Origin of the sequence: Streptomyces macrosporus, from assembly GCF_039533145.1 — a bacterium.
GTDB classification, from domain to species: domain Bacteria; phylum Actinomycetota; class Actinomycetes; order Streptomycetales; family Streptomycetaceae; genus Streptomyces; species Streptomyces macrosporus.
In genome coordinates this window covers 323,897-338,531 of the sequence record NZ_BAAASZ010000027.1, presented here as the reverse complement: position 1 = coordinate 338,531, position 14,635 = coordinate 323,897, and the positions used below count along the sequence as shown (strand labels likewise).

The 14,635-nt window shown below is 72.9% G+C and carries 17 protein-coding genes; 1 reads left to right on the top strand and 16 read right to left on the bottom strand.

Features of this window, described 5'->3' with window-relative positions; translation table 11 throughout:
- Positions 1 to 145: 145 nt before the first annotated feature.
- Positions 146 to 946 (bottom strand): isoprenyl transferase, encoded by an 801-nt coding sequence (locus ABD335_RS20665; protein WP_344325591.1) that lies wholly within the window; start codon positions 944 to 946, stop codon positions 146 to 148.
- A gap of 309 nt (positions 947 to 1,255) precedes the next feature.
- On the bottom strand, positions 1,256 to 1,990 hold the full coding sequence (locus ABD335_RS20660) for a prepilin peptidase (RefSeq protein WP_344325588.1): 735 nt from the start codon (positions 1,988 to 1,990) through the stop codon (positions 1,256 to 1,258).
- 128 nt (positions 1,991 to 2,118) lie between these two features.
- Between ABD335_RS20660 and ABD335_RS20655 the strand changes: the two genes are divergently transcribed.
- A complete protein-coding gene (locus ABD335_RS20655; protein ID WP_344325585.1) occupies positions 2,119 to 2,481 on the top strand; it encodes a DUF192 domain-containing protein in 363 nt (120 codons plus the stop codon).
- Positions 2,482 to 2,502: 21 nt separating this feature from the next.
- Here ABD335_RS20655 and ABD335_RS20650 read toward each other — a convergent pair whose 3' ends face one another.
- From ABD335_RS20650 to ABD335_RS20585, 14 genes are all read right to left on the bottom strand, one after another.
- Positions 2,503 to 3,147, bottom strand: a complete 645-nt coding sequence (locus ABD335_RS20650) for an OmpA family protein (RefSeq protein WP_344325582.1) — start codon at positions 3,145 to 3,147, stop codon at positions 2,503 to 2,505.
- A gap of 13 nt (positions 3,148 to 3,160) precedes the next feature.
- A complete protein-coding gene (locus tag ABD335_RS20645) occupies positions 3,161 to 3,748 on the bottom strand; it encodes a hypothetical protein (RefSeq protein WP_344325579.1) in 588 nt (195 codons plus the stop codon).
- Positions 3,749 to 3,777: 29 nt separating this feature from the next.
- Positions 3,778 to 4,431 carry a pilus assembly protein TadG-related protein gene (locus ABD335_RS20640; protein ID WP_344325576.1) on the bottom strand — a complete coding sequence of 218 codons (654 nt, stop codon included), beginning with the start codon at positions 4,429 to 4,431 and terminating at the stop codon, positions 3,778 to 3,780.
- Positions 4,428 to 4,661, bottom strand: a complete 234-nt coding sequence (locus ABD335_RS20635) for a hypothetical protein (protein WP_344325574.1) — start codon at positions 4,659 to 4,661, stop codon at positions 4,428 to 4,430. The genes ABD335_RS20640 and ABD335_RS20635 overlap by 4 nt, the downstream gene beginning before the upstream one ends.
- 188 nt (positions 4,662 to 4,849) lie before the next feature.
- Entirely contained in the window at positions 4,850 to 5,656 is an 807-nt protein-coding gene (locus ABD335_RS20630) for a response regulator (protein WP_344325571.1), read from the bottom strand.
- Positions 5,657 to 5,704: 48 nt separating this feature from the next.
- Positions 5,705 to 7,000 carry a sensor histidine kinase gene (locus tag ABD335_RS20625; RefSeq protein ID WP_344325568.1) on the bottom strand — a complete coding sequence of 432 codons (1,296 nt, stop codon included), beginning with the start codon at positions 6,998 to 7,000 and terminating at the stop codon, positions 5,705 to 5,707.
- An 11-nt stretch (positions 7,001 to 7,011) separates the two neighbouring features.
- Positions 7,012 to 7,899 (bottom strand): DUF5936 domain-containing protein, encoded by an 888-nt coding sequence (locus ABD335_RS20620; RefSeq protein ID WP_344325565.1) that lies wholly within the window; start codon positions 7,897 to 7,899, stop codon positions 7,012 to 7,014.
- Between the two features lie 11 nt (positions 7,900 to 7,910).
- On the bottom strand, positions 7,911 to 8,849 hold the full coding sequence (locus ABD335_RS20615; protein WP_344325562.1) for a type II secretion system F family protein: 939 nt from the start codon (positions 8,847 to 8,849) through the stop codon (positions 7,911 to 7,913).
- Positions 8,850 to 8,865: 16 nt separating this feature from the next.
- On the bottom strand, positions 8,866 to 10,203 hold the full coding sequence (locus tag ABD335_RS20610; RefSeq protein WP_344325559.1) for a TadA family conjugal transfer-associated ATPase: 1,338 nt from the start codon (positions 10,201 to 10,203) through the stop codon (positions 8,866 to 8,868).
- Between the two features lie 70 nt (positions 10,204 to 10,273).
- Complete coding sequence (locus ABD335_RS20605; RefSeq protein ID WP_344325556.1) at positions 10,274 to 10,681, bottom strand: TadE/TadG family type IV pilus assembly protein; 408 nt, start codon at positions 10,679 to 10,681, stop codon at positions 10,274 to 10,276.
- A complete protein-coding gene (locus tag ABD335_RS20600) occupies positions 10,678 to 11,064 on the bottom strand; it encodes a TadE/TadG family type IV pilus assembly protein (RefSeq protein WP_344325553.1) in 387 nt (128 codons plus the stop codon). The genes ABD335_RS20605 and ABD335_RS20600 overlap by 4 nt, the downstream gene beginning before the upstream one ends.
- Before the next feature lie 53 nt (positions 11,065 to 11,117).
- A complete protein-coding gene (locus tag ABD335_RS20595) occupies positions 11,118 to 12,392 on the bottom strand; it encodes a CpaE/TadZ family protein (RefSeq protein ID WP_344325550.1) in 1,275 nt (424 codons plus the stop codon).
- 8 nt (positions 12,393 to 12,400) lie between these two features.
- On the bottom strand, positions 12,401 to 13,099 hold the full coding sequence (gene cpaB, locus ABD335_RS20590; RefSeq protein WP_344325547.1) for a Flp pilus assembly protein CpaB: 699 nt from the start codon (positions 13,097 to 13,099) through the stop codon (positions 12,401 to 12,403).
- A gap of 114 nt (positions 13,100 to 13,213) precedes the next feature.
- The gene (locus ABD335_RS20585; protein WP_344325545.1) at positions 13,214 to 14,080 is read right to left on the bottom strand and encodes a hypothetical protein; all 867 of its coding nucleotides are present in this window, start codon (positions 14,078 to 14,080) and stop codon (positions 13,214 to 13,216) included.
- Positions 14,081 to 14,635: the final 555 nt, after the last annotated feature.

Here is a 14,635-nt window from a genome sequence, read left to right as displayed (position 1 = left end):
CGGGGCCTCCTCCCTGGACCGGGAAGCGGCCTGGAGGGGATATTCCCTGTCCGCGCCGACGCCATGCCACGGCATATGCCGTAGGTCGGATGAACAGACGGCGACCGATCGGGTGAGAAGCGGGGGAAGGGACTCCGGGTGCGTCTCAGGTGCCGTACCGGCGGTGGCGCGCCGCGTAGTCGCGCAGCGCCCGCAGGAAGTCCACCTTCCGGAAGGCGGGCCAGAACACGTCGCAGAAGTAGTACTCCGAATGGGCGCTCTGCCAGAGCATGAAGCCCGACAGCCGCTGCTCGCCGCTGGTGCGGATCACCAGGTCCGGATCGGGCTGGCCGCGCGTGTACAGGTGCTCGGCGATGTCCTCCAGGTCGAGGTCCTCCGCCAGCTCCTCCAGGGTCGTGCCCCGCGCGGCCCGCTCCGCGAGCAGGGAGCGCACGGCGTCGACGATCTCCTGCCGGCCGCCGTAGCCGACGGCGACGTTGACGAGTATCCCCGTGTTGTCCCGGGTGCTCTGCTCGGCCTCCTTCAGCACCCGCTGGGTGTGGTCGGGCAGCAGGTCCAGGGTGCCGACGTGGTGCACGCGCCAGCGGCCGTCGGCGGCCAGGTCCCGCACCGCGTCCTCGATGATGCCCAGCAGCGGGACGAGTTCCTCGGCGGGCCGGTTGAGGTTGTCCGTGGACAGCAGCCAGAGCGTGACCACCTCGACGTCCGTCTCGGCGCACCAGCCCAGCAACTCGCGGATCTTCTCGGCCCCCGCCTGGTGGCCCTGCTCCGTCGTACCGCCCGAGGCCCGTGCCCAGCGGCGGTTGCCGTCGAGGATGACGCCGATGTGCTTGGGCACCTGCTCGTGGTCGAGGCGGCCCTCCACCCGGTGGGCGTAGAGCCTGTAGACCAGCCGGCGCAGCCACCGGGGATACCACCGGGTTCGTCCCCGGGAAGATTGCAGCATCGGTTCGTCAGCCCCTCCATGCCGGTCCCGAGCGCTAAGAACCTTACTGCGCGTTCGCACGACCGCACGAACCGGGAACGTCACAGAACGGTAGTAAGAACGGCGGCGAGCGGCTGCGCGGGGCGAACGTCCGGGCTCTCGGCGGCGAGCCGTGCCGGGGCCGGCCGGGCGCCGGCGCGGACGCCGGAGCACGGGCGCGGCGCGGGAAACGTGAAGCGGGCCGGTCCGTGGGGGGGATACGGACCGGCCCGAGGGGGGGATTCCACCATATCCCCTACCGCGGTGCGCCGCGCGCACCGACAGGCCGGTTCACACCGTCGCTCCCCCCCACAGCAGACCCACGAGCGCTCCCGCCACCATGAACGGCCCGAGCGGCATGGCCGCCTTGCGGCTCGCCCGCCGCGCGACGACCAGCGACATCCCGTAGACCGCGCCGAACACGAGGCCCGCGAAGGCCCCGACCAGGAGCACGCCCCAGCCGTACCACCCAAGGGCTACCCCCACCGGAAGCGCCAGCTTGACGTCGCCGAGGCCCATGCCGCGCGGATTGATCAGGAACAGCACCAGGTACGCCGCGCCCAGCACCGGCCCGCCCAGCAGGGCCCGGGTCCAGCTCCCGCCCGCGCCGGGCAACAGCGCGGCGGCGCCGAGCAGGGCGACACCGCCCGCGGCCAGCGGCAGGGTCACCACGTCCGGCAGCCGGTGGACCCTGCGGTCCACGACCGCCAGCAGCACCGCGAACGGCGCCAGCAGCAGCCACACGCCCAGCTCCGGCCGTCCCCCGACGGCCGCGGCGAGCAGCGCGCACACCACCGCCGTGACCACGGCCGTCGGCGCGGCGTGCGGCCCGTACATCCCGTCCCGGCCGCTCCCGCACTCCCGGCAGCGGGCGGCTCCCGCCCACCCCGACAGCGCGTGCCCGGCGGGACAGTGCGCGCGCGACGGCGTCCCCGGCTCGACGGCGAGCCGGTAGGCGGCACGCGGCACGAGCGTCCCGGCGACGGCGCCGTAGACGGCGGCGAGAGCGATCAACGTGAGGCGCACGCCGTGAGCGTACGGCGGACGGCCACACCGGGCACGGGGCCCGTGCCCCTCTCCGCCGTCCCTCCCGCCGGCTCCGGTGGGCCGGCTCTGGTAGAACGGCGCCCGGAGCCGCGCCAGGGAGGGACGCCATGGGCCGCCTGCGGGACGGGAGGGGGACGCTGCGCGTCGAGGGGGGCGCGGACGGCGTCCCGGTGGAGATCGCCGCGTCCTGCCGCACCCGCACCCTCGGCCTGCTGGGGCGCGACGGCGTCGACGGCGCGCTCCTGCTGACCCCCGCGAACGCCGTGCACACCTTCCGGATGCGGTTCGCGATCGACGTCGCCTACCTCGACCGCCGTCTGAGGGTGCTGGCCGTACGGACGATGCGGCCCGGCCGCCTCGGCCTCCCGCGCCCGCGCGCCCGCCATGTGCTGGAGGCCGAGGCGGGCGCCATGGCGCGCTGGGGGTTGCGGCCGGGCGCGCGGGTCGTACTGGACGTGTCGGAAGCGTGAGGCGCGGGGCGTGCGGGGGGGTCAGTCGCCGCGCGGGAAGGAGACCTCCACGCGGCGGTTCTTCTTGCGCCCCTCCTCCGTGGAGTTGTCGGCGATCGGATAGTCCTCGCTGTAACCGCGGATGTTGAAGGCGACCTCGGAGGAGAGTTCCTTCAGCAACTGCCGGTGGACGGCGTTGGCGCGCTTCCTGGAGAGCTCCTCCCCGTGCTCGTAGGAGCCCAGGTTGTCGGTGAAGCCGAAGACGTTGACCTCCGTGGCCCCCTGCTTGTCGATCTCCGCGGCGATGTCCTTGATGCGGGCGTACGCCTCGGTGTTCAGGCGGGCGCTGTCCCGGCCGAAGAGCACCTCGGCCTGGAGGGTGAACTTGGTCTGGCTGTTGGAGTCCTCGCGCCGCTCGGCACCGCTCTGCTCCTCGACGATGGAGCGGATGTCGAGGACCTTGGGCTCCTTGAGGGTGGCCCCGTCCTTCATCATCAGGCCGGGCGCGTTCGGATCCACCTTCACCGGAGGGGACGGGGAGGGGGCGAAGTCCGGAGGCGCGCCGGGGCTGGGCTCGGCGGAGGCGGTGCCCCCCGCCGTCACCGTCAGCGCACCGACGACCAGGAGGACGCCGGCGCTCGCCGCCGCGGTGCGCCGCACGGCGCGGGTGCGCGATCGGGTCGTCATCGCTGCGCGCCTCTCACTTGTCGGTGATCCGGATGGTGACGCTGCTCATGGTGGGGACCTGCAGGTCGACCTCGGTCGTGCTCGCGGGCGGGGCGGGGAACTGGGCGAAGAAGTCGGCGGTCTTCCCGGCGCCCACACCGCCGGGGAACATCGTGCACAGGCAGTTGTTGTCGGTGTCGCGGAGGATGAAGTAGCGCTTCTTGCCCTTCCCGTCGACGAGCGTCATACCGGCGACCGAAGCTCCTTTGCCTCTGAATTCCTGGTCGCCCGCGGTCCAGCCGTCGAACAGATAGGCCTGGTCGCCGGTGTTCTCGATCCTGCCCTTGACGGTGACGAATCCGCCCTGGTCACGGACCGCCGAGGTCACGACGATGTTCAGGCCGTTCGCGCCGTTGATGGTCGCCATGGCCTTGCCGTCCTCGGAGCCGGTGTCCGAGGTGTCCGAGGCGTTCTCCTGCCCCTCCTGCTGCGACGGTTGGGAGGAGCCGGTCTCCGGTGCCTCGTCGTCCCCCCCGCCGCACGCAGTCAGGGTGAAGGCCAGCGACGCCGTCATCACCACGGCGGCGCCTCGCAGCAACTTCCCGATCTCGCGTGTGCCCATGAATCGTGCTTCCTCTGCTCGTCGTTCGCTCACCGGTCCGCCAGGTGGACGGAGAACAGGTCCTCCGGGTCCGGGAGGATCTCCGCGAGGCGGTCGGGGTCGATCTCGACGGGCTCGTCGAGCCCCTCGCAGACCAACTCGTGTTCCTTCCCGTCCTCCTCGCCGCCCTCTTCCGTGTTGTCCTCTTCCCCACCGGTTCCGGGATTCTCGGTCTCCTCCAGGCGGCAGCGGGGTTCGACGACGGCCGTGGCGGTGGCCGTGGCGTACTGCCTCTCCGTGCCGGGGATCAGCGACTCCCCCACCGGCTTGGTGTTCTTCACCTCGACCGTGAAACCGAGGGGAGAGAACACCGGATCGCAACCGCTCCCGGACAGCTCCGCGCCGTTCTTCTCCGCGAACTCAGCGGCTTCACCGCAGGGGCCGGCCGTGTCGCCCGGTCCCCGCCCGTCGAGCAGATCCTCCCAGGCGTCCGGGTCGAAGAGGTCCAGGAGATCGTCCCGCAGGCCGTCCCTGGCGTCCTGTGCCGCGGCCAGCGCGGCGGCGTCCGCCGCGCCCTGGGCGTCGTTGCGGCTCGCCGACGCCATTCCGACCGCGAAGAACGCGAACGCGAGGAAGAGCAGGCCCGCCACCGCCGCGATGTAAACGGGATAGGCCTGCCCCGACTCGGAGGAAGCGCGGCTCACCCGGCGGTGATCTTTTCGATCTGTTCGCTGATCTCCGACGCGATCCTGTCTCCGAAGTTGGTGCTGAGAAGCACCACGATGATCGCCACGACCACCACGATGATGCCCATGTACTCCACCGCGGACTGCCCCTCGTCCGAGCGGCGCCGCAGCGCTTCGACCGTGGTGTCTCGCCAACCGCGAGCACGTGTCCGGACGTTGACGGCGGTCTTCAGCAGTTTGTCGCTCACGGTGTTCCCCTCCGAGTCCGGCCGAGCGCGCGTCGGCCGACGCATACGATTCTGTGCCCCCGACACCGTTTCCGTCACCGGCTTCCGAGCGGCCGGTTCCGTTGGCGGCACGAGAAACGTACGCGGGTCCTTCCGACTCGTCCCAGGGTCCCAGGGCCCAATTCCCGCTCCCCGGGCCGGTCTTCCGGTCAGCCATGGCGGGACCTCCCCCTCCACGCCGTGCCGAGCCAGACCGCGATGGCCTCGCTGCGGCTGGTGACGTGCAGTTTGGCGAAGATGCGGTTGACGTGGTTCTTGACCGTCTTCTCGCTGATGAAGCAGGCGGCGGCGATCTGGGAGTTGGCCATGCCGGACGCGATCAGTTCCATCACCTCCGCCTCCCTGCCGCTCAGGCCGAACCGTCCCGCCCGGGAACCGCCCGGGCCCGGTACCGACTGTGCCACATGGAATTGCGGTTGCGAAGGCTTCTGTGAGTCCCGGGGCTCATTCGAGACACCCCGTACTCCTCTTGCCTGTGGGGCACTTGACCGGGGTTGGGAGGTTTGCTCCCGGCGGTCGTGTGCGGATGCGTCCGGTGGGGCGGGAAGCGCTTCGACGGCCGTGGGCCCGAGGTGCGCCCTGCCCTCCCCCACGTCGCGGACGGCCGTGGCCAGTTGGCCGGATGTGAACTCGCCGTGGACGAGGTAGCCCTTCGCCCCCAGCCGCAGCGCCTCCCGGACGGTCCCGCTCTCGCCGCTGTACGTCAGCATCAGCACGGGCGCGACGCGGACCAGGCGCGGCAGCGCCGAGAGGCCGTCGAGGCCCGGCATCCGGACGTCGAGGAGCACCACGTCGGGTCGCTCCCGCCGCGCGGCCTCGCATGCCTGGCGGCCGTCGGCGGCCTCGGCGACCACGCGTATGCCGTCGCGTCCGTGGAGCAGGGTGGTCAGACCGGCCCGGACGACCGGGTTGTCGTCGGCGACGACGACCCGGAGCGGCGGGGTGCGGTGCGTCATGGTGCTGCCTCCTCTCGGAACGCGGAGTGCCGGGGCCGGCCGGCGGGGTCAGCCGGTCGGGTGTCGGTGCCGCCGCGCGGTGCCCGCCGGTCCCCTGGACGGCAGGGCCGCCAGGGGCAGGTCGAGCCGGACCTCGGTGCCGGTGGCCGCGCTCCCCCTGCCGACGCGGAGACGGGCGCCGATCGCCGCGGCGCGCTCCACCATGCCGACGAGGCCGAAGCGTCCCGCCCGGCCGAGTCGGTCGAGGTCGGTGTCCGGCGGCAGGCCGCGGCCGTAGTCGAGGACGCTGATCCGCAGGGCGCCGCCGACGACTCCGGCCCGGACGTCGAGGCGGGTGGGCCCGGCGTGCCGGTGGGCGTTCTCCAGCGCCTCGGAGACGATGGCCAGGACGTGCCGTGCCACGGTGCGCGGGACGGGCGGCGCGGGCGCCGTGCCCAGGGGGCGGAAGACGGCCCGCAGGCCCGAGCGGCGGGCGAAGTCGGCCGTCCGGGCGGAGAGTTCGTCGACGAGGGCCACCCCCGTGTCCGGGTCCGGCGTGCCGCGCAGGTCGGAGAGGAGTTCGCGGGACTCGGCCGCGGCGCGACGGGCCGCCCGGGCGACGAGTTCGGCCCGCCGGCGGACGGCGGTGGGGTCCAGACGGTCGGCGGACTCGGCCAGTCCGTCGGCGGCCAGGGCGAGGCCGTGGAGGGTCTTGGCCACGGAGTCGTGCATCTCGCGGGCGAGGCGGGCCCGTTCGCCCGCCACCGCCTCGCTCGCGGCGAGGCGGGCGCGGGTCTCCGCCAGTTCGCGGGTCGCCGCACCGAACCGGAACAGCAGATTCCGGACGGTGACGCCTGCGGCGCCGGCCAGGAGGCAGAAGCCCGCCAGGAGCAGCGCGCCGGTCAGGGCGGCCCGGTTCCCGGGCAGGGCGGCGTAGGAGGCGCCCAGGACCAGGAGTTGGAGGACGGCGAAGACGGCGGCGCCCCGCCACCCGTACATCAGGCCCGCCAGCAGGGGCGTGCAGACGACGACGTATCCCAGGGTGGACCCGGGCGTGGCGGTGACCAGCAGGAGCGCCCCGAAGAGCGTGTCCGCCCCGAGCAGGACGGGGTGCCGCAGCAGCAGGGGGCCGAACCTCTCCCAGTCCCGGTAGGCGGCGTACGACCCCATGACGGTGACCAGGACCGCCCCGCCCACCAGCCAGGCCGCCGGGCCCTTCGCCGTGCGGCCCAGCGCGATGGGGGCGGCCACCGCGATCATCGCCAGGCGGAACAGGAACACCTGCCGGCACATCGCCTGTAAGGCGCCCGCCTGAACGGAGACCGCGGGCTCCGGCACCGCGGGGTGCGTCGGTGTGGTCGCCATGCGCCGCGCTCCTACTCCCCGGTGAAGGAGCCGAAGTCGGTTCCGGAGCCGAGCAGGAGGCCGGCGGCCATCAGGATGATGGTCGCGGGCACCATGAAGGTGGTGACGATCATGGTGGCCTTGGGGACCGCCTTCGCCGCCCGGCGCCGGGCGTTCTGCGCGTCGGCGCGCCGCATGTCGTTCGCGATGGAGATCAGGGTGTCGACGATGGGGGCGCCCAGTTCCTCGCCCTGCTGGAGGGTGGTGACGAACATCGCGACCTGCTCGGAGTCGTTGCGCCGGCGCAGTTCGTCGAAGGCCTGGCGGCGGCTGACGCCCATGTCCATCTGGCGCAGGGTGATGCGCAGCTCGTCGGCCCAGGGCCCCTCGTACCGCTCCGCCACCCGCTCCAGGGCCTGGCGGAAGCCGAGCCCGGCGCTGACGACGACGGCGAGGACGTCCAGGAAGTCGGGGAGGGTGCGCTCGATGTCCTCCCGGCGCTTGCGGACGGCGACCCACAGTCCGACCTCGGCCCAGAAGAGCCCGAAGGCGACCAGCAGGACGGCCGGGATCGGCTGCCCGTCGGCCAGCATCACCAGGGCGCCGAAGAGGCCCAGGAAGCCGTAGACGGCGCGGCGGGCGGCGTAGCGGTCGATGGTCAGGCCACCGGGGTTGCCCGCCATGCTGATCCGGCGGCGCTTGCGGTCGACGCGTTCCGGTCCCATCAGGCGCAGCACCAGCGGGGCCCAGCGCATGCCGAGCCGGTCGACGACCGAACCGACGGCGCCGGTGCGCGAGGAGCCGACCTCCAGGGCGACCGCCAGGTCGCCGGGGAGTTTCGTCTCGCCGCGGTACATCCGGACGCCCGCGAAGATCCCGTAGACGCCGATTCCCATGAGGAGAGCGAGCAGCAGTCCCATGGTCCCCCTCCTCAGACGTCGATCCTGGAGATGCGGCGGATGGCGACGAACCCCAGGACGTACAGCGTCAGGGAGACGACCACGGCGACCTGTCCGGCGAAGCTCCCGGTGACCCGGTCCAGGGCGCCGGGCTCGATGGTGTCGATCAGCAGCATGGCGGCCAGGCCGATGGCCGGCACCGTGTAGGCGGTGACGTTCACCTGGGAGAGCTGGGTGCGGACCTCGCGCCGGGTCTCCTTGCGCTCCTCCAGGGTGCGGGTGAGGTTCTGCAGGGAGCTGACGACCGCGCCGCCGGCCCGGTTGGAGAGCACCAGGGTGGTGACCAGGACGACCAGCTCGCGGGAGGGGAGCCGGTCGGCGAGCTCGTTCAGGGCGTCGTCGATGGAGTGGCCCACGGCGAGCTGGGCGGCGACCTTGGCGAGTTCGTCGCCGGCGGGGGCGTCGAGCTCCTCCGCCGCCATGTCCAGGGCGGTGCGCAGGGCGAGCCCGGCCCGGGTGGCGTTGGCCAGGACCCGGGAGAGTTCGGGGAGTTGGGCGATGAACGCCTCGATGCGCCGGTTCCGCTGCCAGGTGAGGAAGGCGTTGGCGCCCCAGACGCCCACGAGTCCGGCGAGCGGCCCGAAGAAGGGGGCCAGGACGGAGGAGGCGAGCAGCCACAGGCCCGCCACCACGGCGGCCATGGAGACGAGGAACTCGCCGGGGGTCAGGTCCAGGCCGGTGGCGGCGAGCTTCAGCTCGATCCGCCGGCCGATCCCGGTCCTCCTCAGCCGTCGGTCGACGCCGGTGAACCTGCGGCGGCGTCCTTCCGTCCCCGCGCGCCCGGTCTGCGAGAGCCGGTCGATCAGGGCCCGGCGCTGCGCCCTGCCGGAGGAGTAGGCGTGGATGCCCGCGACGGCGAGCGCCCCGGCGAGCAGGGTGGCGACGATCGTCGGCAACGCGAGAGTGTCCATGTCGGCTGCCGGCCTCCTAGGTGGCTTCTCTGGTGAGCAGTTGGCTGTCGTCCCGGGCGACGCCGAAGGCCGGCGGGACGGTCTCCCCCTTCAGGTGGAGGCGCTCGGCCACGCGGCGCGGCAGCGGGAGGTACCGGAAGGCGCCGCGCACCACGCCGTCCGCCCCCATGGGCTGCGCCTCGAAGCGGCACACGGTCGCGATGCGGTACTCCTCGCGGCCCCGGGAGTCCAGGACGGCGATCTCGCCGATGCGGCGGGAGCCGTCGGGGTAGCGGCCGAGCTGGACGATGACGTCCAGGGAGCTGTTGATCTGGTCCCGCAGCGCCTCGAAGGGGATCTTCACCTCCGACATCGAGGCGAGCGTCTGGAGCCGCATCAGGGCGTCCTCGGCGCTGTTGGCGTGGACGGTGGCGAGTGATCCGTCGTGTCCGGTGGACATCGCCTGGAGCATGTCGAGGGTCTCCCCGCCGCGGACCTCGCCGACGATGATGCGGTCGGGACGCATGCGCAGGGAGTTGCGCACCAGGTCGCGGATGGTGATCCGGCCCTTGCCCTCGACGTTGGCGGGGCGGCTCTCCAGGCTGATGACGTGGCTCTGCTGGAGCTGGAGTTCGGCGGCGTCCTCGATGGTGATGATGCGCTCGCCGTCGGGGATCAGCCCGGAGAGGGCGTTGAGCAGGGTGGTCTTGCCGGAGCCGGTGGCGCCGGAGACGACGATGTTGAACCGGGCGCGGACCAGGCCCGCCAGCAGCAGGAGCATCTGCTCGTCCAGGGAGCCCAGGCCGATCATCTCGTGCAGGGTGTAGGCGCGGGGGAAGCGGCGGATGGTGAGGGTGGGGCCGGACAGGGAGAGCGGCGGGATGATGACGTTGACGCGCTCGCCGGAGGGGAGCCGGGCGTCGACCATGGGGTTGGACTCGTCGACCCGGCGGTTGACCGTGGAGACGATGCGCTCGATGGTCTGCATCAGCTGCTCGGTGGAGGCGAAGCGGAGGGGCAGGCGCTCGACCCGTCCGGCCCGCTCCACGAACACCTGGTCGGGTCCGTTGACCATGATCTCGGTGATGGAGGCGTCCTCCAGCAGCGGTTCCAGGATGCCCAGGCCCAGGGCCTCGTCCACGACGCGGCGGATGAGGAGCGCGCGTTCGTGCGTGGACAGCACGGGGCCTTCCCGGCTGATGATGTGCCCCAGGACCCGCTCCAGACGGACCCGGCGGTCGGCCGCGGCGAGCGACGACATCTCCGCGAGGTCGATCTCCTCCAGCAGCTTGGCGCGGTAGACCGCGACGAGGTGGCTCTCCTCCTGCCGGCCGCCGGCGGTCTCGGGAGCGTTGATGCGCGCCCTCAGGCTCATGTGCCGACTCCTCCTGGTGATACGGGTGGTGCGGGTGGTGCGGCGACGCCGGCGGGGTGCCGGCCGGGCGTCACTCGCGGGGCATGGTGGACCGCCTGCTCACCTCCCCGAAGTCGCCGATGCCGGGGATGACCGAGGGGATGGTCACCCTGGCGGTGACGGTCACCTCGTCCGCCGAGACCCCCACGCCGAAGTCGGCCGAGAGCCAGTCGCTGACGGCCGCGCGGCCGGCCTGTTCGCCGCCGATCTCCCCGTCCTCGACGGACTCGGCGCGGGCGGCGGCGCGGGCTCCCGTGCCGGCCTGCTGGGCGGCGTACGCCACGAGGCCGAGCTGGATCCCGGCGAGCCCGACGAGCAGCAGCAGCGGCAGGAAGCCCAGGAACTCCAGCGACGCCTGGCCCCGGTCCGCGAGGTGCCGCGGGGGGAACCGGCGGAGGAGGCGGGAACGGTGGGGACGAGGGGGACGGTGGGCGCTCATCGCGGTTCCTCCATGACGGCCCCCGCCTCTCCGGTGATCGTCAGGGGGAGGTCGGCGACGCCCGGGAAGAGCACCGGGACCTTCAGGTCGACCGTGGCCGTGGCCATCCCGGACGCTCCGGGCCCGCAGTCGATCTCCCCCTGCCACGCGTCCGGCAGGTCCTCCCGGGCCGCCGCCTGGCAGTCCCCGTCCACCGCCGCCGCGCGGGCGCCCTCGTCGGCCGCGTTCCCGGCGAGGGTGAAGGTGTAGCCGACGAGGACGAACTGCCACATCATCGCCAGCGCGACCAGGATCAGGGGCAGTACGCCCACGAACTCGACGATCGTCTGGCCCCGGTCCCGGTCGTGGCCTCGGCCACCGGTCGGCGCCCGTCCGACACGCATCGGTCACCCCTCCCCTTGCTCGCCCGTACGGTCCGGCTGTCGCTGTGTTGCCCCTACGGTCGCCGGTCGACGCCTCCCCGGCGGCGTCGGAAGCCGATCGCTCCGCGGTCGCCGTGGTGCCCGCCGCCCCCGCCCCTGCCCGCGGCGTCCGCGGCGGCGCCCTTGACCAGGCCCAGTTCCCCGGCCAGTCCCCACATCGCCTGTTTGACGGTGCTGCGGCTGTCGAGGTCCTGCATCCGGCCGGAGTCCACGGCTCCCTGCAGCTCCTTGAAGTTCGCCGGGATCACGCCGCGCGCGATCCGGGTCCGGACGATCTGCGCGATGAGCCGCGGCTGGATCTCGGCGCCGCGGGTGTGGCGGTTGACGACCGTCACCGTCTCCTCGGCCTTGCGGATCTGGAGCCGGTCCCACAGGCGGATCATCCGCTTGGCCGCACGGACGGCGACCACGTCCGGGGTGGTGACCAGGACGGCCGTGTCCGCCATCTCCACGGCGGCGGCGTTGGCGCCGTTCATCTGCGTGCCGCAGTCGACGACCACGACCTCGTGGCGGGAGCGCAGCGCGCCGACGATCTGCCGGGCGGCGCGGTCGTCGACCTCCTCGCCGCGTTCGCCCTCGGCCGGGGCGAGGAGCAGCGCCAGTCCGGTGGGGTGGGCGAAGAGGGCGTCCTGGAGGACGCGCGGGGACAGGTCGTCGATGCCCGCGAGGTCGGCGATCGAGCGGCGGAACTGGACGTCGAGGTAGGAGGCCACGTCGCCCGCCTGGAGGTCCATGTCCACCAGGGCGACGCCGTGGCCCGAGGCGCGCGCGGCGAGCGCCAGTTGGACGGCCAGCAGGGTGGTGCCCACCCCGCCCTTGGCGCCGGTGACCGTGACCACGGTGCCGCCGGGGCCGGCGAAGGCGTCGCCGCCGGGGCCGAGGTGGCGCCGTACGCCGACCGCCCACTGGGCGGCGGCGCTCACCCGTGCGGCCAGTTCGTCGTAGGACAGCGGCAGCCCGACCACGCCGCGCGCCCCGGCGTCCATGGCCGCGGAGTACAGCACGGGGGTGGTGTCGGCGGTGACCAGGACGACCCCGACCGCGGGGAAGCGCAGCGCGACCTCCCGGATGAGCTCCAGCGCGGGGAGGGGGCCGACGCGCTCGTGGACGAGGACGACCTCCGGCAGGTCGGCCACCGAATCGGCGGCCAGCGCCGCGAGGGTGTCCAGCAGCGAGGTGGAGTCGCCGACCGGCTGCGCGGACTCGCTGTCGGGGAGTCGGCTCAGCAGCGCCGTGACGGCACGGGCGGCGTCGGCGTCGCCGACGGCGGGGAGGATGCGGGTGACCATCCGTTGCCTCACTTGTCCCGGGTGAGGGTGTAGGTGCGTTCGTCCTCGGGCACGCCGGCCTCGCTGCCGGGGGCGACGAGGGCCAGCCGGACGTTCACGGCGAAGGACTCGGCGAAGGCCACGCGCTGGGCGTCGAGGGTGCCCAGGGCGAAGGTGATGGGCACCGCCTCGGAGTCGCGGTCGACGTCGTCGTCCTCCCGGGAGATGGGGGTGAGTTCGCCGACGTCGATGACGCGCGCGTGGTCGACGATCACCCGGGAGATCTCGTTCTCGTTCTTGTCGCGGAAGGTCGCGTAGATGTTGACGCGGGAGCCGGGGCGGATCTTGCCCGCGACGCCGGTGGCCGCGTCGATCATGATGGCGATCTCCTGTTCGCCCTCGCGCAGCTCGGGCCGGTCGGCCACCATGTCGGACTGGAGCAGCGACCCCTTCTTCAGGGGGTTGGTGGCGATCTTGCCGTCGAGGTCGTCGAGGTCGGTGATGGCGGTTCTCGACAGCCAGCGCTCGGGTATCGCGATCTCCTCCACCATGCCCTCGTCCAGGGCCTCGTAGGCCGGTACGTCCCTGGCCAGGCGGTACGCCGTGACCTCCGGTCCGACCTTCGACTCCACGTCGCCGATCACCGACAGCACTCCCACGAAGGCGCCCAGGGCGCACAGGACCGACAGGAGCAGCAGGATGACGCCGCGGCGCTGGCGTGAGTTCATGGTTGCGGCTACCTCGTTCAGGGGTGTCGACGGTGAGCGGGGCGGACGGGACGGGCGGGGGGCGCGGTCGCGCGGGGGCGGGCGGCGCGCCCCGCGGGTGTCGGGCGGCGCACCTCAGCGCGCCCGGCCGGAGACGGTGGCGGGCGGGCTCCCGGCGTCGTCCGGCGGCGCCACGGGCGCGGAGCAGAACGCGCACCGGTCGCCGATGAGGTCCAGTCCGCACCAGTGGCACTCCTCCCGCCGCACCGAGCCGACGAGTTGGTACAGGACGGAGATGTCGGGGATGCCCGCGGCGAACTCGACCAGTCTGTCGGTGCCCCACCAGCGCGGGGAGTCGGTGGGCAGCCGCGCCTCCTCCGTCGCCCGCACCCTCCACCGCGGGGCGAGCGTGCCGGTCACCCAGTCGGAGGCGAGTCGGCCGGGGGCGACGGTCAGCCGCGTGGCGAACTCCGGTCCGGCGAGGGAGTCGTCGCCGCCGACCCGGACCAGTTGGGGGACGGGGCAGGCCAGCACCGCGAACTGCGAGCCGGGCATCCACGACTTGGCGTGCGCGGTGAGGCTGACGGGCACGCGGTCGAGGCGGGCGACGGAGTTCAGCAGGGCGCCGCCGTAGACGTAGTGGGCCAGCAGGCGGGCGGAGGCGCCGAGGACGCCGGGGCCGAAGTCGCAGACGGAGAGCTGGCGCAGTTGGCGCGCCAGGACGGCGGTGGCCAGCGGCGGGAGGTCGACGCCGAGCAGGGCGATGCGGTCGCTCTCCAGGACGGAACGGACGGTGTGGAGGCGTCGGACGAAGGCGGCGGGGACGGACGAGGGGTAGAGCACGACGAGGTAGCCGTGCCGTTCGAGCAGGCGGTGCGTCTCGGTGAGCGCGGCGTCCAGCGGCTGCCGGTCGGGCGGTGTCAGCACGTGCGCCGTCGGCGTGTGCGCGTCGGCCGGGGGGAGCACCAGATCGGCGCTGGTGACAGCTATCGCGGTGGGCACGTGGGGGTTCCCCTGTCCAAAGAACTGTTCTGCGGTACTGCTCTGCCCTGTGGATCCTGCTGGTTCTGCCGACTCAGCAGCTTATCGGCGCTTTGGGCGGTAGAGAACAGTTATCGGAAGTCGGGGGCGCGCACCGGCGGCCGGCGGTTGGTCGACGAGCCGTCACAAAGGGGCGTTCGGGGACGAGTCGACCGCCGTTTCGCCGGCTTCGCGCCCTTTGGCCGGTGCTCACGGACGGCGATATTCCGGTGAACGGCGGGTTCATGGCCGAAAAGCGAGGGGGGAAATTACCCGGCCGACGAGAGGGATGTTCCGGGCCGCGGAACCGAATGGGAAAGCCTCCGGTATTCCGGAGCGCTTCCGGTCGCGCGGTGCGCCGGCGCGCGCCCTTCCCGGACCGATCGGCGCCCGGGGGCCGCCCGTACCACACGGACCGCGCGCCGTCCCCGTCACGCGACTTCTGTCATGCGGCATCCGAAAACGGCGACCTCCCTTGACATTCCCATTGGTCTGAACCATTCTTCCGGCCCATAGCGGTGGCCACCGTCTCCCCAC

Bases quoted from the DNA above. Each gene is read 5' to 3' on its own strand.
- ABD335_RS20665 (WP_344325591.1), bottom strand. From the start codon at position 946: ATGCTGCAATCTTCCCGGGGACGAACCCGGTGGTATCCCCGGTGGCTG.
- ABD335_RS20655 (WP_344325585.1), top strand. From the start codon at position 2,119: ATGGGCCGCCTGCGGGACGGGAGGGGGACGCTGCGCGTCGAGGGGGGC.
- ABD335_RS20650 (WP_344325582.1), bottom strand. From the start codon at position 3,147: ATGACGACCCGATCGCGCACCCGCGCCGTGCGGCGCACCGCGGCGGCG.
- ABD335_RS20645 (WP_344325579.1), bottom strand. From the start codon at position 3,748: ATGGGCACACGCGAGATCGGGAAGTTGCTGCGAGGCGCCGCCGTGGTG.
- ABD335_RS20630 (WP_344325571.1), bottom strand. From the start codon at position 5,656: ATGACGCACCGCACCCCGCCGCTCCGGGTCGTCGTCGCCGACGACAAC.
- ABD335_RS20625 (WP_344325568.1), bottom strand. From the start codon at position 7,000: ATGGCGACCACACCGACGCACCCCGCGGTGCCGGAGCCCGCGGTCTCC.
- ABD335_RS20620 (WP_344325565.1), bottom strand. From the start codon at position 7,899: ATGGGACTGCTGCTCGCTCTCCTCATGGGAATCGGCGTCTACGGGATC.
- ABD335_RS20615 (WP_344325562.1), bottom strand. From the start codon at position 8,849: ATGGACACTCTCGCGTTGCCGACGATCGTCGCCACCCTGCTCGCCGGG.
- ABD335_RS20610 (WP_344325559.1), bottom strand. From the start codon at position 10,203: ATGAGCCTGAGGGCGCGCATCAACGCTCCCGAGACCGCCGGCGGCCGG.
- ABD335_RS20605 (WP_344325556.1), bottom strand. From the start codon at position 10,681: ATGAGCGCCCACCGTCCCCCTCGTCCCCACCGTTCCCGCCTCCTCCGC.
- ABD335_RS20600 (WP_344325553.1), bottom strand. From the start codon at position 11,064: ATGCGTGTCGGACGGGCGCCGACCGGTGGCCGAGGCCACGACCGGGAC.
- ABD335_RS20595 (WP_344325550.1), bottom strand. From the start codon at position 12,392: ATGGTCACCCGCATCCTCCCCGCCGTCGGCGACGCCGACGCCGCCCGT.
- cpaB (WP_344325547.1), bottom strand. From the start codon at position 13,099: ATGAACTCACGCCAGCGCCGCGGCGTCATCCTGCTGCTCCTGTCGGTC.